At 58.8% G+C, this 23,709-nt stretch carries 19 protein-coding genes; 5 read left to right on the top strand and 14 right to left on the bottom strand.

The genetic code is table 11. From position 1 onward, the window contains the following. Window positions 1-341 precede the first annotated feature (341 nt). The 9 genes from sucD to sdhC all read right to left on the bottom strand — a co-directional run bounded on the left by sucD (window position 342) and on the right by sdhC (window position 11,749). Window positions 342-1,223 carry a succinate--CoA ligase subunit alpha gene (gene sucD / locus AC3WQN_RS14460; protein ID WP_095060813.1) on the bottom strand — a complete coding sequence of 294 codons (882 nt, stop codon included), beginning with the start codon at window positions 1,221-1,223 and terminating at the stop codon, window positions 342-344. Next, window positions 1,223-2,389 carry an ADP-forming succinate--CoA ligase subunit beta gene (gene sucC / locus AC3WQN_RS14455; RefSeq protein WP_007919879.1) on the bottom strand — a complete coding sequence of 389 codons (1,167 nt, stop codon included), beginning with the start codon at window positions 2,387-2,389 and terminating at the stop codon, window positions 1,223-1,225. The genes sucD and sucC overlap by 1 nt, the downstream gene beginning before the upstream one ends. A 179-nt stretch (window positions 2,390-2,568) precedes the next feature. Beyond that, complete coding sequence (gene lpdA, locus AC3WQN_RS14450; RefSeq protein ID WP_103399429.1) at window positions 2,569-4,005, bottom strand: dihydrolipoyl dehydrogenase; 1,437 nt, start codon at window positions 4,003-4,005, stop codon at window positions 2,569-2,571. Between the two features lie 161 nt (window positions 4,006-4,166). Further along, a complete protein-coding gene (odhB, locus tag AC3WQN_RS14445) occupies window positions 4,167-5,384 on the bottom strand; it encodes a 2-oxoglutarate dehydrogenase complex dihydrolipoyllysine-residue succinyltransferase (RefSeq protein ID WP_103399430.1) in 1,218 nt (405 codons plus the stop codon). A gap of 42 nt (window positions 5,385-5,426) precedes the next feature. Then, the gene (locus AC3WQN_RS14440; protein ID WP_103399431.1) at window positions 5,427-8,258 is read right to left on the bottom strand and encodes a 2-oxoglutarate dehydrogenase E1 component; all 2,832 of its coding nucleotides are present in this window, start codon (window positions 8,256-8,258) and stop codon (window positions 5,427-5,429) included. A gap of 262 nt (window positions 8,259-8,520) precedes the next feature. Then, window positions 8,521-9,225 (bottom strand): succinate dehydrogenase iron-sulfur subunit, encoded by a 705-nt coding sequence (locus AC3WQN_RS14435; protein ID WP_095078947.1) that lies wholly within the window; start codon window positions 9,223-9,225, stop codon window positions 8,521-8,523. Window positions 9,226-9,236: 11 nt separating this feature from the next. Beyond that, window positions 9,237-11,009, bottom strand: a complete 1,773-nt coding sequence (sdhA, locus tag AC3WQN_RS14430) for a succinate dehydrogenase flavoprotein subunit (RefSeq protein ID WP_103399432.1) — start codon at window positions 11,007-11,009, stop codon at window positions 9,237-9,239. A 3-nt stretch (window positions 11,010-11,012) separates the two neighbouring features. Then, window positions 11,013-11,381, bottom strand: a complete 369-nt coding sequence (gene sdhD, locus AC3WQN_RS14425) for a succinate dehydrogenase, hydrophobic membrane anchor protein (RefSeq protein WP_045057756.1) — start codon at window positions 11,379-11,381, stop codon at window positions 11,013-11,015. Then, a complete protein-coding gene (gene sdhC, locus AC3WQN_RS14420) occupies window positions 11,375-11,749 on the bottom strand; it encodes a succinate dehydrogenase, cytochrome b556 subunit (RefSeq protein WP_056852964.1) in 375 nt (124 codons plus the stop codon). The genes sdhD and sdhC overlap by 7 nt, the downstream gene beginning before the upstream one ends. Before the next feature lie 363 nt (window positions 11,750-12,112). Here sdhC and gltA point away from each other — a divergent pair, with 363 nt between their 5' ends. Then, window positions 12,113-13,402: a citrate synthase gene (gltA, locus tag AC3WQN_RS14415; RefSeq protein ID WP_103399433.1), complete on the top strand. Its 1,290-nt coding sequence runs from the start codon at window positions 12,113-12,115 to the stop codon at window positions 13,400-13,402. 953 nt (window positions 13,403-14,355) lie between these two features. Here gltA and AC3WQN_RS14410 read toward each other — a convergent pair. From AC3WQN_RS14410 to AC3WQN_RS14400, 3 genes are all read right to left on the bottom strand, one after another. Then, on the bottom strand, window positions 14,356-16,014 hold the full coding sequence (locus AC3WQN_RS14410; RefSeq protein ID WP_103399434.1) for a cation acetate symporter: 1,659 nt from the start codon (window positions 16,012-16,014) through the stop codon (window positions 14,356-14,358). After that, window positions 16,011-16,322, bottom strand: a complete 312-nt coding sequence (locus AC3WQN_RS14405; RefSeq protein ID WP_095078729.1) for a DUF485 domain-containing protein — start codon at window positions 16,320-16,322, stop codon at window positions 16,011-16,013. Before AC3WQN_RS14405 ends, AC3WQN_RS14410 begins: the two co-directional genes overlap by 4 nt. A gap of 195 nt (window positions 16,323-16,517) precedes the next feature. Continuing rightward, window positions 16,518-17,366, bottom strand: a complete 849-nt coding sequence (locus tag AC3WQN_RS14400) for a glycine betaine ABC transporter substrate-binding protein (protein ID WP_103399435.1) — start codon at window positions 17,364-17,366, stop codon at window positions 16,518-16,520. A gap of 281 nt (window positions 17,367-17,647) precedes the next feature. Between AC3WQN_RS14400 and AC3WQN_RS14395 the strand changes: the two genes are divergently transcribed. Then, window positions 17,648-19,243 carry a glycoside hydrolase family 17 protein gene (locus AC3WQN_RS14395; protein ID WP_103399467.1) on the top strand — a complete coding sequence of 532 codons (1,596 nt, stop codon included), beginning with the start codon at window positions 17,648-17,650 and terminating at the stop codon, window positions 19,241-19,243. 22 nt (window positions 19,244-19,265) lie between these two features. Here the strand turns inward: AC3WQN_RS14395 and AC3WQN_RS14390 are convergent, their stop codons facing one another. Next, window positions 19,266-19,640 (bottom strand): hypothetical protein, encoded by a 375-nt coding sequence (locus AC3WQN_RS14390; RefSeq protein WP_103399436.1) that lies wholly within the window; start codon window positions 19,638-19,640, stop codon window positions 19,266-19,268. Window positions 19,641-19,862: 222 nt separating this feature from the next. Here AC3WQN_RS14390 and AC3WQN_RS14385 point away from each other — a divergent pair, with 222 nt between their 5' ends. Both AC3WQN_RS14385 and AC3WQN_RS14380 read left to right on the top strand, forming a co-directional pair. Beyond that, window positions 19,863-21,161, top strand: coding sequence for a serine/threonine protein kinase (locus AC3WQN_RS14385; RefSeq protein ID WP_103399437.1), 1,299 nt, complete (start codon window positions 19,863-19,865; stop codon window positions 21,159-21,161). Beyond that, window positions 21,154-21,942 carry an MlaA family lipoprotein gene (locus AC3WQN_RS14380; protein ID WP_103399438.1) on the top strand — a complete coding sequence of 263 codons (789 nt, stop codon included), beginning with the start codon at window positions 21,154-21,156 and terminating at the stop codon, window positions 21,940-21,942. The genes AC3WQN_RS14385 and AC3WQN_RS14380 overlap by 8 nt, the downstream gene beginning before the upstream one ends. A gap of 90 nt (window positions 21,943-22,032) precedes the next feature. On the opposite strand, the gene AC3WQN_RS14375 is transcribed toward AC3WQN_RS14380, so the two are convergent. After that, window positions 22,033-22,947, bottom strand: coding sequence for a DUF808 domain-containing protein (locus AC3WQN_RS14375; RefSeq protein ID WP_103399439.1), 915 nt, complete (start codon window positions 22,945-22,947; stop codon window positions 22,033-22,035). Between the two features lie 133 nt (window positions 22,948-23,080). Between AC3WQN_RS14375 and AC3WQN_RS14370 the strand changes: the two genes are divergently transcribed. Then, on the top strand, window positions 23,081-23,698 hold the full coding sequence (locus AC3WQN_RS14370) for a TetR/AcrR family transcriptional regulator (protein WP_095078721.1): 618 nt from the start codon (window positions 23,081-23,083) through the stop codon (window positions 23,696-23,698). The last annotated feature ends 11 nt before the right edge of the window (window positions 23,699-23,709 follow it).

The following is a 23,709-nucleotide window of genomic DNA, read 5'->3' as shown; positions in this document are numbered from 1 at the left end:
TCGCAAAATGGCGGCTAGCCTAACGAATTTGTCCGACAAACGCACTGTTTGAGGGCGAACTATCCGATATGCGACATTATTCTGTCGCGTTTACATATCTATATTTCACCTCTGCCCCCCCGTGGCGAGGGAGCTTGCTCCCGCTCGCCTGCGCAGCAGGCGTAAAAACAGAGAACGCGGATCATCTGAAAGATGATGATCGCCTGAATCGGGGCCGCTTCGTAGCCCAGCGGGAGCAAGCTCCCTCGCCACAAGCGCTGGATATTTTCCGCAATGCCACAAACGACAAAGGCCACCCGAAGGTGGCCTTTGCCTGGTAAAGCGTCAGTTAAGCGCGAGGCTTACTTGACAGCCCAACCGGTCAGCTCGGACAAAGCCTTGCCGATGTCTGCCAGCGAACGCACGGTTTTAACACCTGCGTCTTCCAGGGCAGCAAACTTCTCGTCTGCAGTGCCTTTGCCGCCAGAGATGATTGCGCCAGCATGGCCCATGCGCTTGCCCGGAGGAGCAGTCACACCAGCGATGTAGGAAACAACCGGCTTGGTCACGTGTGCCTTGATGTAGGCAGCCGCTTCTTCTTCAGCCGAACCGCCGATCTCACCGATCATCACGATCGCTTCGGTCTTCGGGTCTTCCTGGAACAGTTTCAGGATGTCGATGAAGTTCGAACCCGGGATCGGGTCACCACCGATGCCGACGCAAGTCGACTGACCGAAACCGGCGTCAGTCGTTTGCTTAACAGCTTCGTAGGTCAGGGTGCCGGAACGGGAAACGATACCGACCTTGCCTGGCAAGTGAATGTGACCTGGCATGATGCCGATCTTGCATTCGCCTGGAGTGATCACGCCTGGGCAGTTAGGGCCGATCAGGATCACGCCCAGCTCGTCACACTTGACCTTGGCATCCAGCATGTCCAGGGTAGGAATGCCTTCGGTGATGCACACGATCAGCTTGATGCCGCCGAAGGCAGCTTCCAGGATCGAGTCCTTGCAGAAAGGAGCCGGAACGTAGATCACGCTGGCGGTGGCGCCAGTGGCAGCTACAGCGTCTTTCACGGTGTTGAACACTGGCAGGCCCAGGTGCTCGGTGCCGCCTTTGCCCGGAGTTACGCCACCAACCATCTTGGTGCCGTATTCGATGGCTTGCTGGGTGTGGAAACTACCTTGCGAACCGGTAATACCCTGGCAGATAACTTTGGTGTCTTTATTGATCAGGACGCTCATTATTTGCCCTCCGCAGCTTTAACAACTTGTTGAGCAGCGTCGGTCAGGCTGGTAGCAGCGATGATGTTCAAACCGCTTTCTGCCAGTACTTTAGCGCCCAGCTCAGCGTTGTTGCCTTCAAGGCGAACAACAACCGGGATTTTCACGCCGACTTCTTTCACAGCGCCGATGATGCCTTCGGCAATCATGTCGCAACGAACGATGCCGCCGAAGATGTTGACCAGTACTGCAGCGACGTTAGTGTCGGACAGGATGATCTTGAACGCTTCGGTAACGCGTTCTTTGGTAGCACCGCCGCCCACGTCGAGGAAGTTGGCTGGCTTGCCGCCATGCAGGTTGACGATGTCCATGGTACCCATGGCCAGGCCAGCACCGTTGACCATGCAACCGATGTTGCCTTCCAGTGCTACGTAGTTCAGTTCGAACTTGGCAGCGTGCGCTTCGCGCGGATCGTCTTGCGACGGATCGTGGAAAGTCTTCAGCTTAGGCTGACGGTACATGGCGTTGGCGTCGATGTTGATCTTGGCGTCCAGGCAGTGCAGATCGCCGTCAGCCTTGATCACCAGCGGGTTCACTTCCAGCAGAGCCAGGTCGTGATCCTTGAACAGCTTGGCCAGACCTACGAAGATCTTGGCGAACTGAGCAACTTGCTTGCCTTCCAGGCCCAGCTGGAATGCCAGCTCGCGACCCTGGAATGGCTGAGCGCCAACCAGTGGATCGATAGTGGCCTTGAGGATTTTCTCAGGGGTGTCGTGAGCGATTTTCTCGATGTCCACGCCACCTTCGGTGGAAGCCATGAACACGATGCGACGGCTCGAACGGTCAACGACAGCGCCCAGGTACAGCTCTTTAGCGATATCAGTGCACGATTCAACCAGGATCTTGGTGACTGGCTGACCATTGGCATCAGTCTGGTAAGTCACCAGACGCTTGCCCAACCACTGTTGAGCGAATGCCTTAGCGTCTTCTTTGCTGCGAACCAGCTTGACGCCGCCCGCTTTACCGCGACCACCGGCGTGGACCTGGGCTTTGACAACCCACTCGCTGCCGCCGATTTTGTCGCAAGCTTCTGCTGCTGCTTCCGGGGTGTCTACCGCGTAACCGGTGGATACTGGCAGGCCGTATTCAGCGAACAGCTGCTTACCCTGATACTCGTGAAGATTCATGCTTATTACCGTCTTCGTTAGGTACTGCGCATTCGGTGCTGCACTTGTTCAAGTGCCGCACCACCTTTGACTGCTGCTTGCGTAGCCGGGCTACGCAAGACTGCGTCCAGCGGATATTCCGCGGTGAGTCTTGCATGCAAGGCTCACGACGGGCCATTCCGCCGTGGTTTCTTATTGTCTTAACGCTTCTTGCGGTTGGCGATGTGAATGGCGCCGCCATTCACGGCCAAAGCTGCTTCGTGCAAGGCTTCGGACAGGGTCGGATGGGAGAAGACCATCATGCCCAGGTCTTCGGCGCTGGTGCCGAATTCCATGCCGATTGCGCCCTGCTGGACCAGTTCTGCTGCGCTCGGGCCAATCACGTGGACGCCCAATACGCGGTCAGTCTTGGCATCGGCGATGACTTTGACGAAACCGCCGGTATCGTTGGCTGCCATGGCACGGCCAGAGGCTGCGAACGGGAAAGTGCCGACGTTAACTTCAACGCCTTCAGCTTTCAAGGCCTGCTCGGTTTTACCGACCCATGCAATTTCCGGGTGAGTATAAATAACCGAAGGGATCAGGTCATAGTTCATCTGGGCTTTGTGGCCCTTGATGCGCTCGACAACCATGATGCCCTCTTCCGAGGCCTTGTGAGCCAGCATCATGCCGCGAACCACGTCGCCGATCGCGAAAACGCCCGGTACGGTGGTCGCGCAGTGATCGTCAACGTGCACGAAACCGCGCTCGTCGAGGGTCACGCCGCAGTCAGCGGCCAGCAGATCGGTGGTCACCGGACGGCGACCAACGGCTACGATCAGCTTGTCGAAGGTGATGGTCTGTTCGCCGTTGGCGTCGGTGTAGGTCACGACAACTTCTTCGCCGTTGACTTTGGAACCGGTGACGCGAGCGCCCAGCTTGATGTCCAGACCTTGTTTGGTCAGGGTTTTCAGTGCTTCTTTGGAAACGGCGGTGTCGGCAGCCATCAGGAAGGTGTCCAGGGCTTCCAGGACAGTCACTTCAGCGCCCAGACGGGACCATACCGAACCCAGTTCCAGACCGATCACGCCAGCGCCGATCACGCCCAGACGTTTTGGAACCGATTGGAATTCCAGGGCGCCGGTGGAGTCGACGATCACATTCTGGTCAACCGGAGCTGGCGGAATGTCGATCGGACGCGAGCCCGGAGCGAGGATGACGTTTTCGGCTTCGATGACTTCAACCGAGCCGTCTGGCTTGGTGACTTCGACTTTCTTGCCGGCCAGCAGCTTGCCGTGACCCTGGATGGAGGTCACACCGTTGGCTTTGAACAGGGTCGCAACGCCAGAGGTCAGGCCTTTGACGATGTTGGCTTTACGGCCGACCATCGCTGGCACGTCCATGGTCACGCCAGCGTGATTGATACCGTGGATCGCGAAACCGTCCTGGGCTTCGTGGAATTTCCACGAGCTGTCCAGCAGGGCCTTGGATGGAATGCAGCCGACGTTCAGGCAAGTACCGCCCAGAGCCAGTTTGCCTTCCTTGTCGGTGTACTTCTCGATGCAGGCGGTCGTAAGACCCAGCTGCGCGGCCTTGATGGCAGCCACGTAACCGCCAGGGCCCGCGCCGATCACTACTACGTCAAATTTCTGCGACATGTAAAAGAATCCTCTTTTAGCTTCAAGCTACAAGCTACAAGCCAAGCTGCGTTACCTTGCAACCTGCGCTTGCAGCTCATCGCTGTATGTGACGCGGCAACCCCCAAACCAAACTGCTTGTACTTGCAGCTTGTCGCTTGAAGCTTGCCGCTGCTTCTCTATCAGATATCCAGCAACAGACGAGCCGGGTCTTCCAGCAGGTTCTTGATGGTCACCAGGAAAGTCACAGCTTCTTTGCCGTCGATCAAACGGTGATCGTAGGACAGAGCCAGGTACATCATCGGACGGATAACGACCTGACCGTTGATCGCCATAGGACGCTGCAGGATGTTGTGCATGCCCAGGATAGCCGCCTGTGGCGGGTTGACGATCGGAGTCGACATCATCGAACCGAAAGTACCGCCGTTGGTGATGGTGAACGTACCACCGGTCATTTCGTCCATCGACAGCTTGCCATCGCGGGCTTTCTTGCCGAAGGTGGCGATGCCGCCTTCGATTTCAGCCAGGCTCATCAGTTCGGCGTTACGCAGAACCGGTACAACCAGACCGCGGTCGCTGGAAACCGCCACGCCAACGTCGGCATAACCGTGGTAAACGATGTCGCCGCCGTCGATCGACGCGTTGACAGCCGGGAAGCGTTTCAGCGCCTCGGTGGCCGCTTTCACGAAGAACGACATGAAGCCCAGGCGTACGCCGTTGTGGGACTTCTCGAACAGGTCCTTGTACTTCGAACGCAGGGCCATGACTTCGGTCATGTCGACTTCGTTGAACGTGGTCAGCATCGCCATGTTCGACTGAGCTTCAACCAGACGCTTGGCGACGGTAGCGCGAACGCGGGTCATCGGAACACGCTTCTCGATGCGGTCGCCAGCGGCGAACACAGGAGCGGCGGCGGCAGGTGCGGCAGCCTTGGCAGGCGCGGCAGCCGGTGCGGCTTTCTTGGCAGCAACGGCAGCGACTACGTCTTCCTTGGTCACGCGACCGCCTTTGCCGGTACCGGCAACGGAAGCGATGTTGATGCCGTTTTCTTCAGCCAGCTTGCGAGCAGCTGGTGCAGCAACAGGATCGTCTTCGCCAGCAGCGGCCGGAGCAGCAGCCTGTGCGGCAGCAGCTGGAGCAGCGGCTGGAGCGGCAGCAACGCCGCCCGCTTCGATGGAGCCCAGGACTTCGTCGGACAGAACGGTTTCGCCTTCGTTCTTGACGATAGCGCCCAACACGCCGTCGGCGGTCGCCAACACTTCCAGTACGACTTTATCGGTTTCGATGTCGACGATCAGGTCGTCGCGCTTGACCGCGTCGCCCGGTTGCTTGTGCCAGGTGGCAACGGTGCCATCGGCAACCGATTCCGGGAAAGTGGGGGCTTTGATCTCGATAGCCATTGTCTGTAGTTCCTTAAATTCGGTTTCAGGTGCGCGAAGGCGTTAAACAGTAAAGGCGTCTTGCAGCAGTTTTTCCTGCTGCTCAGCGTGCATCGATGCATAACCACAAGCAGGTGCAGCAGAAGCCTCACGGCCCGCGTACTCAAGTACGAGAGACTTGTTGTGATTGCCTACGATGCGGCGCATGTGGTGTTGGCTGCAGTACCAGGCACCCTGGTTCATCGGCTCTTCCTGACACCAAACGATATGTTTGAGGTTGGTATAAGGAGCCAGGACTTCGTTCAAGTCGTCCTCAGGGAATGGGTACAGCTGCTCGATACGCACGACGGCGATATCGTCACGACCTTCGGCACGGCGTTTTTCCAGCAGGTCGTAGTAGACCTTGCCGCTACACAGGACGATGCGCTCGACCTTTTTCGGATCCTGAGCATCGATTTCCGGGATAACGGTCTGGAACGAACCTTCGGCCAGATCTTCCAGGGTCGAGATGGCCAGCTTGTGACGCAACAGCGACTTCGGCGTCAGTACGATCAATGGCTTGCGCAGCGGGCGAATCACCTGACGACGCAGCAAGTGGTAGATCTGAGCCGGCGTAGTCGGTACGGCTACCTGAATGTTGTGCTCGGCGCACAGTTGCAGGTAACGCTCCAGACGTGCCGAGGAGTGCTCAGGCCCCTGACCTTCGTAACCGTGCGGCAACAACATGGTCAGACCGCATAGACGGCCCCACTTGTGTTCGCCACTGGTGATGAACTGATCGATAACGACCTGGGCACCGTTGGCGAAGTCGCCGAACTGGGCTTCCCAGATCACCAGTGCGTCAGGCGTGGTGGTCGAGTAACCGTATTCGAACGCCAGTACGGCTTCTTCGGACAGGAACGAATCGTACAGGTCGAAACGTGGCTGGCCTTCGTACAGGTTTTGCAGCGGGATGTAGGTCCCTGCATCTTTCTGGTTGTGCAAGACAGCGTGACGGTGCGAGAACGTACCGCGACCGATGTCCTGACCCGTCATGCGGATCGGGTGACCTTCGAACGCCAGGGTCGCGTACGCCATGGTTTCGGCGTAACCCCAGTTGATCGGCAGGCCGCCGGCTTGCATCTTCTGACGGTCTTCGTAGATTTTCGCAACCTGGCGCTGAACCACGAAGCCTTCTGGAATTTCCAGCAGCTTGGCGGACAGTTCCTGCAGGGTCTTGAGGTCGAAGCGAGTGTCGTGGCGCGCAGTCCAGGCATGGCCCAGATACGGACGCCAGTCCACGAACAGCTCTTTGTTCGGCTCTTTAACCAGGCTTTTTACAACATGCAGGCCGTTGTCCAGTGCGTTGCGGTATTCGTCGATTTTCGACTGCACACGCTCCGCGTCCAGCACACCGCTTTGAGTCAGGCGATCGGCATACAGCTCACGGGTGGTGCGCTGTTTGGTGATCTGCTGATACATGATCGGCTGGGTGCCGCTTGGCTCGTCGGCCTCGTTGTGGCCGCGACGACGGTAGCAGACCAGGTCGATCACCACGTCACGCTTGAACTGCATGCGGTAGTCGATGGCCAACTGGGTCACGAACAATACGGCTTCCGGATCATCACCATTCACATGGAGGATCGGCGCCTGGATCATTTTCGCAACGTCGGTAGCGTACTCGGTGGAACGCGAGTCCAGCGGGTTGCTGATGGTAAAACCGACCTGGTTGTTGATCACGATGTGCACGGTGCCGCCGGTTTTGAAACCGCGGGTCTGCGACATCTGGAAGGTTTCCATGACCACGCCTTGACCTGCGAATGCAGCGTCACCGTGGATGGAGATCGGCAGAACCTTCTCACCGGTTGGGTCGTTGCGACGATCCTGACGGGCGCGAACCGAACCCTCGACCACCGGGGAAACGATTTCCAGGTGGGACGGGTTGAACGCCATGGCCAGGTGAACTTCACCGCCGCTGGTCATCACGTTGGACGAGAAGCCCTGGTGGTATTTAACGTCACCGGAACCCAGTTCGACCTTCTTCTTGCCTTCGAACTCGTCGAACAGCTCGCGCGGGTTCTTGCCGAAGGTGTTGACCAGCACGTTCAGACGGCCACGGTGGGCCATGCCGATAACGATTTCCTTGGTGCCGTAGGAACCGGAACGCTGGATCAGCTCGTCGAGCATCGGAATCAGGCTTTCGCCGCCTTCCAGACCGAAACGCTTGGTGCCCGGGTATTTGGTACCCAGGTATTTTTCCAGGCCTTCGCCGGCGGTCACGCGCTCGAGCAAGTGGCCCTTGATGTCCGCCGAATAGGTCGGACGGCCACGCACGCTTTCCAGACGCTGCTGGAACCACTGGCGCTGCTCGGAATCGGTGATATGCGTGAATTCAGCGCCGATGGTGCGGCAATATGTCTGCTGCAACGCTTCGTGAATTTCGCGTAGGCTCGCTTCCTCTTTGCCGATGAACAGGTCGCCGGCACGGAAGGTCGTATCAAGATCGGCATTGGTCAAGCCGTAATGATTGATCGACAGGTCTGCAGGTGCAGGACGCTGCCACAGTCCCAGCGGGTCAAGCTGGGCTGCCTGGTGGCCACGCATACGGTAGGCCTGGATCAATCGCAGCACTTCAACTTGCTTCTTCTCGTGCTCACTGCTCACGCTGCCGGCGGAAACCGGTTGGGCGCGGCGCTGGTTCTTTGCCAGCAGTACGAAATGGTCGCGAATTGTCGAGTGCGAAACATCGATGGCAGAGCTGCCGTCTGTCGGCAACTTCTGAAAGTAGGTGCGCCACTCTTCTGGCACAGCGTTAGGGTCGTGCAGGTAGAGCTCGTAGAGCTCTTCCACATAGGCAGCGTTACTACCGGATAGGTAGGCGCTGTTCCACATGCGCTGCATCACGCTTTCTTGCATGCTTGGTCACCCTCGGTTAGGGGAACACCATCGGCGAAGACACCGAGCAAACTTGCAGAAGTCCGAGTGCAGCGACCAAAACAAGCCACTTAGGATCACGCTGATAGTCCGGGTACCAGCCCGGATGCCCCTGCTTGTCTCATTTCTTCAAAATAAGAACTGCAGCTTTTTGAGCTGCGGCTCTGGTTATAGCTACGACGCGGGTTGAAGCCCGCGCCTTAGCCTCTACGGGTACAGCGGTCCTACGGGTACAACAGCTGAATCACACGCCGCTTTGCAGAAGCATGTTACGGATGTGACCGATGGCCTTAGTCGGGTTCAGGCCTTTCGGACATACGTTGACGCAGTTCATGATCCCGCGGCAGCGGAATACGCTGAACGGGTCATCCAGCGAAGCCAGACGCTCGGACGTCTTGGTGTCGCGGCTGTCTGCCAGGAAGCGGTAGGCTTGCAGCAGGGCAGCTGGACCCAGGAACTTGTCCGGGTTCCACCAGAAGGACGGGCACGAGGTCGAGCAGCAAGCGCACAGGATGCACTCGTACAGACCGTCGAGCTTTTCACGCTCTTCAGGGGACTGCAGACGCTCGATGGCCGGAGCCGGCGTATCGTTCTGCAGGTAAGGCTTAACCTTCTCGTATTGCTTGTAGAAGATGCTCATATCGACGACCAGGTCACGGATAACCGGCAAACCTGGCAGAGGACGAACGATCAACTTGTTACCTTTTACGACAGCAGACAGCGGCGTGACGCAGGCCAGGCCGTTTTTGCCGTTGATGTTCATGCCGTCGGAACCGCAAACACCTTCACGGCAAGAGCGACGATAGGAGAAACCTTCGTCCTGCTCTTTGATCAGGGCCAGCACGTCCAGCACCATCAGGTCTTTACCACCGGTATCGACCTGGAATTCCTGCATGAACGGCGCGGCGTCCTGATCAGGGTTGTAACGATAAACGCTGACTTTCAACATGGCGGCCACCCTTAATAAGTCCGAATCTTAGGTTCAAAAGTCGGAACAGTCTTCGGCGAGAAGTTCACAGCACGCTTGGTCACGCGCTTGTCACCCGGGAAGTAGAGGGTGTGGCACAGCCAGTTTTCGTCGTCACGGTCTTCGAAGTCTTCACGGGCGTGAGCACCGCGGGACTCTTTACGTACTTCGGCAGCGATGGCGGTGGCTTCGGCCACTTCCAGCAGGTTCTGCAGTTCCAGAGCTTCGATACGCGCGGTATTGAACGCCTGCGACTTGTCGTTGATCTTGACGTTGGCGATGCGCACGCGCAGGTCAGCCAGCTGGGCGATACCCTTCTGCATGTATTCGCCGGTACGGAATACACCGAAGTAGTTCTGCATGCAGTTTTGCAGCTCGCGACGCAGGGTTGCCACGTCCTCACCTTCGGTACGCTCGTTCAGAGCGGACAGACGGGCCAGGGCCGCATTGATGTCGGCGTCGGTGGCCTCGTCGTATTCGATACCGTCGGTCAGCGCCTTTTCCAGGTGCAGGCCGGCAGCGCGGCCGAATACCACCAGGTCGAGCAACGAGTTGCCGCCCAGACGGTTGGCACCGTGAACCGATACGCACGCCACTTCACCCACTGCGAACAGGCCAGGGATGATTTCGTCGACGCCTTCGCCGTTCTGGGTGATCGCCTGACCGTGAATGTTGGTCGGAACGCCGCCCATCATATAGTGGCAGGTTGGAACAACCGGAACCGGAGCGACAACCGGGTCAACGTGGGCAAACGTCTTCGACAGTTCGCAAATGCCTGGCAGACGGCTGTGCAGTACTTCCTCGCCCAAGTGGTCGAGCTTGAGCATCACGTGGTCGCCGTTCGGGCCACAGCCGTTGCCGGCGATGATCTCTTTAACCATCGAACGGGCAACAACGTCACGACCGGCAAGGTCTTTGGCGTTCGGAGCATAACGCTCCATGAAACGCTCGCCGTGCTTGTTGATCAGGTATCCACCTTCACCACGGCAACCTTCTGTAACCAGTACACCGGCACCGGCGATACCGGTCGGGTGGAACTGCCACATTTCGATGTCTTGTACCGGCACGCCGGCACGCAGCGCCATGCCAACGCCGTCACCGGTGTTGATCAGGGCGTTGGTGGTCGAAGCGTAGATACGACCTGCTCCGCCGGTAGCCAGTACGGTGGCCTTGGCACGGATGTAGGTGGTTTCGCCGGTTTCGATGCAGATGGCGATCACGCCGACGAACTCGCCTTCGCCGTTCTTCACCAGATCGACAGCGTAGTACTCGTTCAGGAACACGGTACCGGCTTTCAAGTTGCCCTGATAAAGGGTGTGCAGCAGAGCATGACCGGTACGGTCGGACGCAGCGCAAGTACGCGCAGCCTGGCCGCCTTTACCGTAGTCCTTGGACTGACCGCCGAACGGACGCTGGTAGATACGACCCTGCTCGGTACGCGAGAATGGCATACCCATGTGGTCCAGCTCGTAAACGGCAGCCGGGCCTTCCTGACACATGTACTCGATAGCGTCCTGGTCACCGATGTAGTCGGAACCCTTGACGGTATCGTACATGTGCCAGCGCCAGTCATCGTTCGGGTCCGCAGACGCGATAGCGCAGGTGATGCCACCCTGAGCCGATACGGTGTGCGAACGCGTCGGGAATACCTTGGTGATCACGGCAGTCTTGTGACCGCCTTGTGCCAGTTGCAGCGCTGCGCGCATGCCAGCACCGCCACCACCAATGATGATGGCGTCGAAAGAAATCGTTGGAATGTTAGCCATGAATCAGATACCCCAGAGAATCTGCACACCCCAGACGAAGTAAGCGAACATCGCAACGCCGCATACTGCCTGGAAAAGGAAACGTACTGCAGTCGCGGACTTGCCCAGCGCCATCGGCGTCAGGTAGTCGGTCGCGATGGTCCACATGCCGACCCAGGCGTGAGCGCCCAGGGCAACGAGGGCCAGCAGACTGAAGATACGCATCCCGTTGTGGGCGAACAGGCCATGCCACTGCTCGTAGCCAATGCCCGGATTCGCTGCGAGGTATCCGATCAGGAAAATGAAATAAGCCGCGAGAACAACCGCAGACACACGCTGTGCCATCCAGTCATAGAGGCCCGAACGCGAAAGGTTCGTAACGCTGGTTACCATATCCAAACTCCTGCCAGAACGATCAACACCACGGAAACGGCGATGATAATTTTCGAGCCCAGGCGGCCGCCTTCCAGCGTCTCACCGATGCCCATGTCCATGATCAAATGGCGCACACCGGCTACCAGGTGATACAGCAGAGCGGACAGGAGGCCCCATGCTACGAACTTGGCCAGCGGACTGGTCAAGCATGCCTTCACGTCGGCAAAACCTTCCTCGGAACCCAGGGATTTGCCCAATGCATACAGCATGAAGCCAAGGCCCAGGAAGAGGATGATGCCGGAAACACGGTGAAGAAACGACGTAACGCCGGTGATGGGGAGTTTGATGGTCCTTAGGTCTAGGTTTACAGGTCGTTGGCTTTTCACGGCTTTTTTTTCACACTGAAGAGCCCCTAACAATCAGGGCAAAGTTGTTGGGGAGTGCACTGGTCAGGTAACCACCACCCAGGGATGCGACCCCCAATAAAGCAGGCCCAAAAGCCCCTGGCGGTCGGTGGCCGAGTATAGACAGTTAGGCTACTAATGACAACGCGTTCACCTTCCCCTAATAGCTGATTGCACAAGCGCAATAAAAGGCGTAAACGGCAGGTAATTTCGAGGAAAAAGTCCGGTTAAAGCCTTCTGGAGCAAGACTTTAGGCAAATTGACATTCGAATTTATCTCACTATAGTGGTGCGGGCCCTGCGTGGGGGGTCTGTCTGATGATTTCAAGCATAAATAGGAGGCCACATGGCTGACAAAAAAGCGCAGTTGATCATCGAGGGCGCAGCCCCCGTCGAGCTGCCCATTTTAACCGGCACCGTTGGTCCCGATGTTATCGACGTTCGGGGCCTGACGGCCACGGGCCGCTTCACCTTTGACCCAGGTTTCATGTCGACCGCTTCCTGCGAGTCGAAGATTACCTATATTGACGGCGATAACGGCATTCTGCTGCACCGCGGCTACCCGATCGAGCAACTGGCCGAGAAGTCGGACTACCTGGAAACCTGTTACCTGCTGCTCAACGGCGAACTGCCGACAGCAGAGCAAAAGGCCCAGTTCGTCAGCACCGTGAAGAACCACACCATGGTTCACGAGCAGCTGAAGACTTTCTTCAACGGCTTCCGTCGCGACGCTCACCCAATGGCCGTGATGTGCGGCGTAGTCGGCGCCCTGTCGGCCTTCTACCACGACTCCCTGGACATCAATAACCCGCAGCATCGCGAAATCTCCGCGATCCGCCTGGTTGCCAAGATGCCGACCCTGGCAGCGATGGTTTACAAGTACTCCATGGGCCAACCCATGATGTACCCGCGCAACGACCTGTCGTACGCGGAAAACTTCCTGCACATGATGTTCAACACCCCGTGCGAGATCAAACCGATCAGCCCGGTACTCGCCAAGGCCATGGACCGGATCTTCATCCTCCATGCCGACCACGAGCAGAACGCATCGACCTCCACCGTACGCCTGGCAGGCTCCTCGGGCGCCAACCCGTTCGCCTGTATCGCTGCCGGTATCGCGGCACTCTGGGGCCCGGCTCACGGCGGCGCCAACGAAGCCGTATTGACCATGCTCGACGAAATTGGCGATGTCTCGAACATCGACAAGTACATCGCCAAGGCCAAGGACAAGAACGATCCGTTCAAACTGATGGGCTTCGGTCACCGGGTTTACAAAAACCGCGACCCACGCGCCACCGTCATGAAAAAGACCTGCGACGAAGTGCTCAAGGAGCTCGGTATCCAGAACGATCCGCAACTCGAACTGGCCATGCGCCTGGAAGAGATCGCCCTGACCGACCCGTACTTCATCGAGCGCTCGCTGTACCCGAACGTCGACTTCTACTCGGGGATCATCCTCAAGGCGATCGGCATTCCAACCAGCATGTTCACCGTGATCTTCGCCCTGGCGCGGACCGTCGGCTGGATCTCCCACTGGAAAGAAATGCTCTCCAGCCCGTACAAGATTGGTCGCCCGCGCCAGCTGTACACCGGCTACGAGTCGCGTGACATTACCAAGCTGGAAGACCGCAAGTAAGACCTGTCTTGCGATGACGTCTTAAGCTGCACCGGAAACGGCCTCTATGTGAATAGAGGCCGTTTTTGTTTGTCTAGGTTTTTTTGGATTTGGGTGTATATCCATTTCTGCGGTAATGGCTGCTTAGGGTTCCGCCCTTACGGCGGGTCACTTTTTCCAGACGCCGAAAAAGTAACCAAAAAGGCTTCCCCCTGGCGTACGGCACTTCGCTTAGGCTCAGTGTTCCCTCGCTACGGCGTCCATCCGGGGGCATCGCCTCCGGTTTGCTTCGCTGCACCTCCTCTCGATGTATGCGGCTTCGCCGCACGGCGCTACGCGCCCCCCCCTGATGCACACCTCCGCTCGGCCTGCCGAAGGGGTAGAAGATCAAAAGCAACGTCAAAAGCCAGAGCCAGAGCCAGAGCCTGAGCCAGAGCCAGAGCCAGATCGAAAGATCGCAACCTTCGGCAGTTCCCACAGGTGATCGCATCAAGAGAATGGTCGGCTGACAGGCCGCCTTCGCGAGCAAGCTCAGCTCCTACGAAGATCAAAAGCCGAACGCGCCGTGCTTATCACCACTCAACAGGATGAGCGTTAGCTCGGCTGCAGCTCTTGATCTGAAAGGCCCGTCGGAAGGCTGAGTGGAGGGATTTATCCGGGGGTGGGAGCGCAGCGACGTTCGACGAACGTCGAACACATCGAGAGGAGGTGCAGCGAAGCAAACCGGAGGCGATGCCACACGGATGAATCCCGGAGCGAAGGAACCCCGAGCCCCAGCGAGGGGCCGTACGTCAGGGTAAAGCCTTTTTGGTTACTTTTTCGGCGTCTGGAAAAAGTGACCCGTCGTAAGGGCGGAACCTTAAGTAGCCGTTACCGCAGAAATGGATATACACACGACCAACAAAAAAATGCCCCGATCTCTCGACCAGGGCATTTCAGTGAAGCATTACCACTTATATATAAGCATCAAGCAATCAGTGCGAAACCGCCCCACTCGCCCCCAACCCAGTCTGCGAACGAACGAACTGCGGGAAGAACAGCGCCCGCTCATTGTCCGCCGCCGTCGACTTGTCAGTGATCGAGAAGAACCAGATCCCGACAAACGCAATCATCATCGAGAACAGCGCCGGGTACTCATACGGGAAGATCGCCTTCTCGTGATGCAGGATCTGCACCCAGATGGTCGGACCCAGCACCATCAAGCCCACCGCACTGATCAGGCCCAGCCAGCCGCCAATCATCGCCCCGCGGGTGGTCAGCTTCTTCCAGTACATGGAAAGCAGCAGCACCGGGAAGTTGCAGCTCGCGGCAATGGAGAACGCCAGGCCTACCATGAACGCGATGTTCTGGCTTTCGAACAGGATACCCAGGCCGATCGCCAGCACCGCCAGGGCAATGGTGGTGATTTTCGAAACGCGGATTTCATCCTTCTCGTTGGCCTTGCCCTTCTTGATCACACTGGCATACAGGTCATGCGACACCGCCGATGCACCGGCCAGTGTCAGGCCGGCAACCACTGCCAGAATGGTCGCGAACGCCACCGCAGAGATGAAGCCCAGGAAGATACTGCCACCCACCGCGTTGGCCAGGTGCACCGCCGCCATGTTGTTACCACCCAGCAGGGCGCCAGCCGCATCCTTGAACTCAGGATTGGTGCTGACCAGCAGGATCGCGCCGAAGCCGATGATAAAGGTCAGGATGTAGAAGTAGCCAATGAAGCCAGTGGCATACAGCACGCTCTTGCGAGCTTCCTTTGCATCACTCACGGTGAAGAAGCGCATCAGAATGTGCGGCAGGCCTGCGGTACCGAACATCAGCGCCAGACCCAGGGAGAACGCGGAGATCGGGTCTTTTACCAGACCACCCGGGCTCATGATCGCTTCACCTTTAGGGTGAACCTTGATCGCCTCGGAGAACAGCATGTTGAAGTCGAAGTTGACGTGCTTCATCACCATCAGTGCCATGAAGGAAGCACCGGACAGCAGCAGCACGGCCTTGATGATCTGCACCCAGGTGGTTGCCAGCATGCCGCCGAACAGCACGTACATGCACATCAGGATGCCTACCAGGATCACCGCGACGTGGTAATCGAGACCGAACAGCAACTGGATCAGCTTGCCGGCGCCGACCATTTGCGCAATCAGGTAGAACGCCACCACCACCAGCGAACCGCAGGCAGACAGGGTGCGGATCTGGGTCTGCCCGAGGCGGTAGGACGCCACGTCGGCAAACGTGTATTTGCCCAGGTTACGCAGACGCTCGGCGATCAGGAACAGAATGATCGGCCAACCCACCAGGAAGCCGATCGAGTAGATCAGGCCGTCATAGCCGGACGTGAACACCAGCGCGGAAATCCCCAGGAAGGACGCCGCCGACATGTAGTCACCGGCAATCGCCAGACCGTTCTGGAAACCGGTGATCTTGCCGCCCGCCGCATAGTAGTCGGCAGCCGAGTTGTTACGCTTGGAAGCCCAGTAGGTGATGCACAGCGTCGCGCCGACAAAGGCCACGAACATCAGGATTGCCGAAATATTGAGCGGTTGCTTGTGCACTTCGCCAGTGAGTGCCTCGGCCGCCCAAACGGCGGGGGCGAAGGCGGCGAGGCCCAGGACTGCAAATAGGCGCCGGATCATTGCTTGGCCTCCTTGAGAATCGCATTGTTCAGATCGTCGAACTCGCCGTTGGCGCGTCGTACATAGATGCCGGTCAGAATGAAGGCCGAAACAATCAGCCCCACACCAATCGGTATGCCCCAGGTAATCGACGACTCAGGGCCGATCTTCGCCCCCAGTACATGCGGCCCGTAAGCGATCAGAAGAATGAATCCGGAGTACAGCCCAAGCATGATCGCCGAGAGTATCCAGGCGAACTTTTCCCTTTTACGAACCAGCTCCTTGAAGCGCGGGCTGTTTTGAATCGAGAGGTAAATGCTGTCGTTCATTGTTTTTATCCTCGCAGCACAGATATGTATTGGAACGTTATCCACTGTATGCGGCTCAAGGAGAGGTTCCAGACGACCTTAGTCTTAGAACGCAAAGTGTCGGTTTCACCCATTGAACGCGGACAAAAACAAAGGCCCGCGAAGCAAAAATGCCAAGCGGGCCTGGAAGGTGCTGACTAGACGTGTCGAATTAAATTACTGGACCCACTCGGCCACTCGTTCCGGGTGTTTGGCCACCCAATCCTTGGCCGCGACATCCGGCTTGGCGCCATCCTGGATCGCCAACATGACTTCGCCGATTTCGTCTTTCGAGGCCCACTGGAAGTTATGCAGGAACTTGGCGACTTCCGGCGCCTTCTTCTCCAGCCCCTTGCTGCCGATGCTGTTGACGGTTTCCGCTGCGCCATAAACGCCTTTGGAATCGTCAAGGAAACGCAGCTTCCACTTGGCGAACATCCAGTGCGGCACCCAGCCGGTCACGGCAATGGACTCTTTCTTCTCTTCCGCACGGGTCAGCTCGGCAATCATCGCGGCGCCGGAACTGGCCTGCAGCTTGTAGTCCAGGCCGTAGTCCTTGATGGCCTGGTCGGTCTTGAGCATCACGCCTGAACCGGCATCGATGCCGACGATCTTGTTCTTGAAGGTGGTGTCATCCTTCAAGTCAGCGATGGAAATGGCCTTGACGTACTCCGGCACGATCAAGCCGATTTTTGCGTCCTTGAAGTTGGGGCCGTAGTCGACCACCTTGTCCTTGTTCTTCGTCCAGTACTCACCGTGGGTCACCGGAAGCCAGGCCGAGAGCATGGCATCGAGTTTGCCCGTGGCCACGCCCTGCCACATGATCCCGGTCGCCACGGCTTGCAGCTTCACGTCATAGCCGAGCTTCTGCTTGATCACCTCCGCCGCCACATGAGTGGTCGCCACGCTGTCGGACCAACCGTCGACATAGCCGATGCTCAGGGTTTTGCTGTCGGCAAATGCCTGCGTGGAGCCGATCGCCAGTGCCAGAGCGGCACCGGCGCCTAAGAGTCGTCGCATCTTCATCGTTACTTCCCCGAAAGTGCTGCGCCCGACGGATGCCGAGCAGCGTCAACGTATGTGCCCAGCGCCTCCATCACGCCTCACCGCAAACTCGTTCGAACATCAGCGGAGTACTGATACCTCGATCATCAACCGCGCGACCTTGGCGACCTGCTCTGCGAGCGACCTCAAGGCAGCGAGAAACGACATCAGAAAGCCAGTAACGACACCCTGGGGAAATACCCGGGCAACTCCCGCCCGGACTTTGCATATCAAAATCATGCAGCGCACCAAGCCTCTGGCAAATACAGGTAAGATGCGCGGCTTTGTTCCCGGATGGCTTGACCATGCCCGCCAGCTCGCGCTTCCCTTTTTTCGCTTATCTGTTTGCCTGCCTGCTCGGCCTCTTTGCCTTATGTGGCTACTGGTACGGCCTCGGCCAACCGGTGGTATTGCCGGATGCCGCCAGCGCCACGCACAAACTGCAGTGCGCCTCCTACACCCCGTTCGATAAAGACCAATCGCCATTCGATGTGCCATTCAACCTGCGTCCCGAGCGCATGGATGCCGACCTTGCGCTGCTGGCGACCCGCTTTGAATGCATCCGCACCTACTCGATGACCGGCCTCGAAGCCCTGCCGGACCTGGCGCGCAAGCACGGCCTGAAAATGATGATCGGCGCCTGGGTCAACAGCAACCCGGTGGACACCGCCAAGGAAGTCGAACTACTGATCGCCGAAGCCAACGCCAACCCGGACGTGGTCACTGCGGTGATCGTCGGCAACGAAGCCCTGCTGCGCAAGGAAATCACTGGCGCGCAACTGGCCAAGCTGATCAGTCACGTCAAAAGCCAGGTCAAACAACCGGTGACCTACGCCGACGTCTGGGAATTCTGGCTCAAACATCCTGAAATCGCCCCGACAGTGGATTTCCTCACCATTCACCTGCTGCCGTACTGGGAAGACGATCCGTCGAACATCGACGCCGCCCTGCAACACGTCGCCGAGGTACGCCAGGTGTTCGGCAATCGCTTCGCGCCCAAAGACGTGATGATTGGCGAAACCGGCTGGCCGAGCGAAGGCCGTCAGCGGGAAACCGCCGTGCCCAGCCGGGTCAACGAAGCCCGCTTCATTCGCGGCTTTGTCGCCATGGCCGAACAGCAAGGCTGGCACTACAACCTGATCGAAGCGTTCGACCAACCCTGGAAACGTGGCAGCGAAGGCGCGGTCGGTGGTTACTGGGGGTTGTTCGACGCAGACCGCCAGGACAAGGGTGTTCTCGCAGGCCCGGTCAGCAACCTGCCGTACTGGCCGCAATGGCTGGCCGTGGGCGGGCTGATTTTCCTCGGCGCGTTGATGCTGGGAGGCCGCGTGCGCAGCACCCGCTCAGCATTGATATTGCCGCTGCTGGGCGCCGTCGCGGCCTGCTCTATCGGAACCTTCGCCGAGTTGGCGCGCGTCACCAGCCGCTCTGCCGATGAATGGATCTGGGCTGGTTTGCTGGTCGCACTGAACCTGCTGGTCCTGGTCCATGGGGCACTTGGCCTGAGCGCCAGGACCGGCTGGCGTGCACGCGCCTTCAATGCTTTGGAGCGTCGCGCCGGCTGGCTGCTGGCCGCGGCCGGTTTTGCCGGTGCGGTGATGATGCTGGGACTGGTGTTCGAACCGCGATATCGCAGCTTCCCAAGCGCCGCCCTGCTGCTGCCAGCACTGGTCTACCTGACTCGCCCGGTCAGTGCTCCTCGCCGTGAAATCGCCCTGCTGACCTTCATCATCGGAGCGGGCATCGCCCCGCAACTGTACCGCGAAGGCTTGCTCAATCAGCAAGCCTGGGGCTGGGCACTGGTCAGTGGGTTGATGGTTGCCGCGTTGTGGCGCAGCTTGCGAGTACGCAAAGGCTGAGGGCCATTCGCCTGTCGATGGGTTATCGCGGGCAAGCAGCCGGTGCCCGCACCAGCCGCAGCCCCGCAATCACCACTGCAAACACCGCCAGGCTGGTGTTGTACAAGGCCAGTGCCGGAAAGCCGAACACCAGCGCCAGCATTGCCAGCCACCAGCCCGCGCGCCCCGGCACGACAAAACCGCTTACCGCCGCGGCCAACGCGGCCCAGCCCATGACCTTGAAGTGAATCATCAGCCCCAGCCCGGAGCGCAACTGGCACTCCCAACGGCTGGCCTGATCCACGCAAATGCCAACCCACTGGGCATCTTCCATAAAGCCATAACGCGCACCATAACTGGCGGCCAGCCACAGCGGCAGTACGATGCACAGCAACATCACGGGTAAACGGCGGGACATGAAACTCTCCGATAGGCAAAACGGCGCCCAGCTTAATCGCACGAGGCCGCGAAGCAAGCGCAATGAACAGATAACTGGTCATCAAATGCCTGCAAAGTGTATCGTCCGGCTACTATTAACCACCACTCAGCCACTTTGGTGCCGATGCATGGCACTTTGGCGCGTGACCTGTGGTCATAGCCTGCGAACTTCATTAGGCACCTTCCTCTAAGGGATTTAGTCATGCTCCGTTCCTTGCGCTTCGCTGCCCTTTTCGGCGGCCTTATCCTGAGTGCGTCCGCACTGGCGGTAGATATCGATGCCGCCAGTTATGGCTACCCGCTTACCAACCCGTTTGAAGCGACGATTGCCACGACACCACCAGAACTGAGGCCAGAGCTGCCACTGGACGAAGATATCAATCAGGGTGATTACAGCCTGGCACTGCGCCCCGAGCGCGCCTTCGAGTTGCCGGACAATTTCTGGGCGGTGAAGAAACTCACCTACCGCATGGCCACCCAGGACCACGCCGCACCGCTGATCTTCCTGATCGCCGGCACCGGCGCACGCTACGACAGCAGCCTCAACGAATACCTCAAGCGCCTCTACTACAAGGCCGGCTATCACGTCGTCCAGTTGTCCTCGCCCACCAGCTACGACTTCATTGCCTCCGCGTCCCGCTTCGCCACCCCGGGCGTAACCAAGGAAGATGCCGAGGACATGTACCGCGTGATGCAAGCCGTGCGCGCGCACAATCCGAATCTGCCGGTCACCGACTACTACCTCACCGGGTATAGCCTGGGCGCACTGGATGCAGCCTTCGTCGCCCATCTGGACGAAACCCGGCGCAGCTTCAACTTCAAGAAAGTGCTGCTGCTCAATCCGCCGGTGAACCTCTACACCTCCGTGACCAACCTCGACAAGATGGTGCAAACCGAGGTCAAGGGCATCAACAACAGCACCACGTTTTATGAACTGGTCCTCAACAAGCTGACCCGCTACTTCCAGGAAAAAGGCTACATCGATCTCAACGATGCGCTGGTCTATGACTTCCAGCAGTCGAAAGAGCATCTGACCAACGAACAGATGGCCATGCTGATCGGTACCTCGTTCCGTTTCTCGGCCGCCGATATCGCCTACACCTCGGACCTGGTCAACCGCCGCGGCCTGATCACTCCGCCCAAGTACCCGATCGCCGAAGGCACCAGCCTGACGCCGTTCTTCAAACGCGCCCTGCAATGCGACTTCGATTGCTACCTCACCGAGCAGGTGATTCCCATGTGGCGCGCGCGCACCGACGGCGGCAGCCTGCTGCAACTGATCGACCAGGTCAGCCTGTACGCACTGAAGGACTACCTGCACGGCAGCCCGAAAATCGCCGTCATGCACAACGCTGACGATGTGATCCTTGGCCCTGGCGACCTGGGTTTCCTGCGCAGAACTTTCGGCGACCGCTTGACGGTCTACCCTCACGGCGGCCATTGCGGCAACCTCAACTACCGCGTCAACGCCGACGACATGCTGGAGTTTTTCCGTGGCTAAACCTCTCCTGTTTCTCGCTGCGTTGCTCTGCGCAGGTTATGCCAATGCCGACAACAGCAAGGCCAACACCCCGACCGTGGTTGATCCAGACGGCTTCACCGAGCCGTTGACCAAACTCAAGTTCAACCCGGGGCTGGACCAGCGCGAATTCGAGCGCTCGACCCTCAGCGCCCTGAACGTCTATGACCCGTTGGAGTCGTGGAACCGTCGGGTCTACCACTTCAACTACCGCTTCGACCAGTGGGTGTTCCTGCCGGTGGTCGACGGTTACCGCTACATCACCCCGAGCTTTTTGCGCACCGGTGTCAGCAACTTCTTCAACAACCTGGGTGACGTGCCCAATCTGGTGAACAGCCTGTTGCAACTCAAGGGCCAGCGCTCACTGGAGACCACCGGACGCCTGCTGCTCAACACCACGGTCGGCATCGCCGGCCTGTGGGATCCGGCGACCTCCATGGGCCTGCCACGCCAAAACGAAGACTTCGGGCAGACCCTGGGCTTCTACGGCGTTCCGGGCGGCGCCTACCTCATGCTGCCGATCCTCGGACCCTCGAACCTGCGCGACACCGGCGGGCTGGTAGTCGACTACACGGCAGAGTCGGCGATCAACTTCCTGAACGTGTCGGAAGTCAGCGAGAACCATCCGGAAATCGTGATCCTGCGTGGCATCGACAAGCGTTACCAGACCCGCTTCCGCTACGGCCAGACAAACTCGCCGTTCGAGTACGAGAAAGTACGCTACGTGTACAGCGAAGCCCGCAAGCTGCAGATCGCCGAGTAATCACGCCGGCAACAAAAAGGCCATTCGACTCGCATCGAATGGCCTTTTTCATGCACCTGTCCTGTGTGGAAGCGTGCGTACATTGCTGGCTCAGCCTTTGACCGCACGCCAGCCCCTGCTCACCCCCATCACACCGGCCAGCACCACCGCCCCCGCCACAATCCCGGCCACGGCGTTCAGCAAACTCGGCACGATCCACGAGAAGCCGCCGACGCTCTGGCTCACAGCTTCAATCCAGTGATGCACCGCGGGCACGCCGTGGGTCAGAATCCCGCCACCGACCAGGAACATCGCGGCCGTACCGATCACCGACAGGCTTTTCATCAAGTACGGCGCAGCCCGCAGGATCGCGCCCCCGATGCTTTTGGCCAGCTGCGCCGGTTTCTGCGTGAGCCACAAACCGAGGTCGTCGAGCTTGACGATGCCCGCCACCAGACCGTAAACGCCGACAGTCATGACGATGGCAATGCCCGACAGCACGATCACCTGTTGCGTCAGCGGCGCGTCGGCCACGGTGCCCAGGGTGATGGCGATGATTTCCGCCGAGAGGATGAAGTCGGTGCGCACTGCGCCCTTGATCTTGTCCTTCTCGAAGGCCACCAGGTCCACGGCCGGGTCGGCCACCGCCTCGACCAACTGCGCATGCTCGGCCTGATCTTCGGCCTTGCTGTGGAGGAACTTGTGCGCCAGCTTTTCAAACCCTTCAAAACACAGGTAGGCCCCCCCCAGCATCAGCAATGGCGTGACCAGCCAGGGAACGAACGCGCTGATGGCCAGCGCCGACGGCACCAGGATCAGTTTGTTGATGAACGAGCCCTTGGCCACCGCCCAGACCACCGGAATTTCCCGCTCGGCGCGTACACCAGACACTTGCTGGGCATTGAGCGCCAGATCGTCACCCAGTACGCCGGCGGTCTTTTTCGCGGCCAACTTGGTCATCAACGCAACATCGTCGAGCACCGCGGCAATGTCATCGATCAACAACAGCAAACTGCTTCCTGCCATGGCTCAGGGTGTCCTTCGTGAATAAGTGATGTGCAGCATAGCCTGCCGCGCTGCGTAAGGGCATTCTTGAGCGTCGCGCGAGGCCGGTGCTACCATGCGCAACCGCCAGTACAGGCAAGGAATCACCTGTTTTATGAGCACTATCCGCGAGCGCAATAAAGAACTGATCCTGCGTGCCGCCAGTGAAGAGTTTGCCGACAAGGGCTTCGCTGCGACCAAAACCAGCGATATCGCGGCCAAGGCGGGACTGCCCAAACCCAACGTCTATTACTACTTCAAATCCAAGGAAAACCTCTACCGCGAGGTCCTGGAAAGCATCATCGAGCCGATCCTGCAGGCCTCGACGCCGTTCAACGCCGACGGCGAGCCCAGCGAAGTGCTCGGCGGCTACATTCGCTCGAAGATCCACATCTCCCGCGACCTGCCGTTTGCCTCCAAAGTGTTTGCCAGCGAAATCATGCACGGCGCCCCGCACCTGAGCGCCGATTTGGTGGAGCAACTCAACGGCCAGGCCAGGCACAACATCGACTGCATCCAGACCTGGATCGATCGCGGCCAGATCGCCCCCATCGACCCCCATCACCTGATGTTCAGCATCTGGGCCGCGACCCAGACCTACGCCGACTTCGACTGGCAGATCACCGCCATCACCGGCAAGGCCAAGCTGGATGAAGAGGATTACGAAGCGGCGGCGCAGACGATCATTCGCCTGGTGCTCAAGGGCTGCGAGCCGGATCGCAGGGCCGAGTGACCCTCCATCGC

This window comes from Pseudomonas sp. FW300-N1A1 (assembly GCF_058789115.1).
This window is presented reverse-complemented; position numbering and strand designations above follow the sequence as displayed.

Excerpts from the sequence above, each read along its gene's own strand:
- sucD (WP_095060813.1), bottom strand. The coding sequence starts at position 1,223 with ATGAGCGTCCTGATCAATAAAGACACCAAAGTTATCTGCCAGGGTATT.
- sucC (WP_007919879.1), bottom strand. The coding sequence starts at position 2,389 with ATGAATCTTCACGAGTATCAGGGTAAGCAGCTGTTCGCTGAATACGGC.
- lpdA (WP_103399429.1), bottom strand. The coding sequence starts at position 4,005 with ATGTCGCAGAAATTTGACGTAGTAGTGATCGGCGCGGGCCCTGGCGGT.
- odhB (WP_103399430.1), bottom strand. The coding sequence starts at position 5,384 with ATGGCTATCGAGATCAAAGCCCCCACTTTCCCGGAATCGGTTGCCGAT.
- AC3WQN_RS14440 (WP_103399431.1), bottom strand. The coding sequence starts at position 8,258 with ATGCAAGAAAGCGTGATGCAGCGCATGTGGAACAGCGCCTACCTATCC.
- AC3WQN_RS14435 (WP_095078947.1), bottom strand. The coding sequence starts at position 9,225 with ATGTTGAAAGTCAGCGTTTATCGTTACAACCCTGATCAGGACGCCGCG.
- sdhA (WP_103399432.1), bottom strand. The coding sequence starts at position 11,009 with ATGGCTAACATTCCAACGATTTCTTTCGACGCCATCATCATTGGTGGT.
- sdhD (WP_045057756.1), bottom strand. The coding sequence starts at position 11,381 with ATGGTAACCAGCGTTACGAACCTTTCGCGTTCGGGCCTCTATGACTGG.
- gltA (WP_103399433.1), top strand. The coding sequence starts at position 12,113 with ATGGCTGACAAAAAAGCGCAGTTGATCATCGAGGGCGCAGCCCCCGTC.
- AC3WQN_RS14410 (WP_103399434.1), bottom strand. The coding sequence starts at position 16,014 with ATGATCCGGCGCCTATTTGCAGTCCTGGGCCTCGCCGCCTTCGCCCCC.
- AC3WQN_RS14405 (WP_095078729.1), bottom strand. The coding sequence starts at position 16,322 with ATGAACGACAGCATTTACCTCTCGATTCAAAACAGCCCGCGCTTCAAG.
- AC3WQN_RS14400 (WP_103399435.1), bottom strand. The coding sequence starts at position 17,366 with ATGAAGATGCGACGACTCTTAGGCGCCGGTGCCGCTCTGGCACTGGCG.
- AC3WQN_RS14390 (WP_103399436.1), bottom strand. The coding sequence starts at position 19,640 with ATGTCCCGCCGTTTACCCGTGATGTTGCTGTGCATCGTACTGCCGCTG.
- AC3WQN_RS14385 (WP_103399437.1), top strand. The coding sequence starts at position 19,863 with ATGCTCCGTTCCTTGCGCTTCGCTGCCCTTTTCGGCGGCCTTATCCTG.
- AC3WQN_RS14375 (WP_103399439.1), bottom strand. The coding sequence starts at position 22,947 with ATGGCAGGAAGCAGTTTGCTGTTGTTGATCGATGACATTGCCGCGGTG.
- AC3WQN_RS14370 (WP_095078721.1), top strand. The coding sequence starts at position 23,081 with ATGAGCACTATCCGCGAGCGCAATAAAGAACTGATCCTGCGTGCCGCC.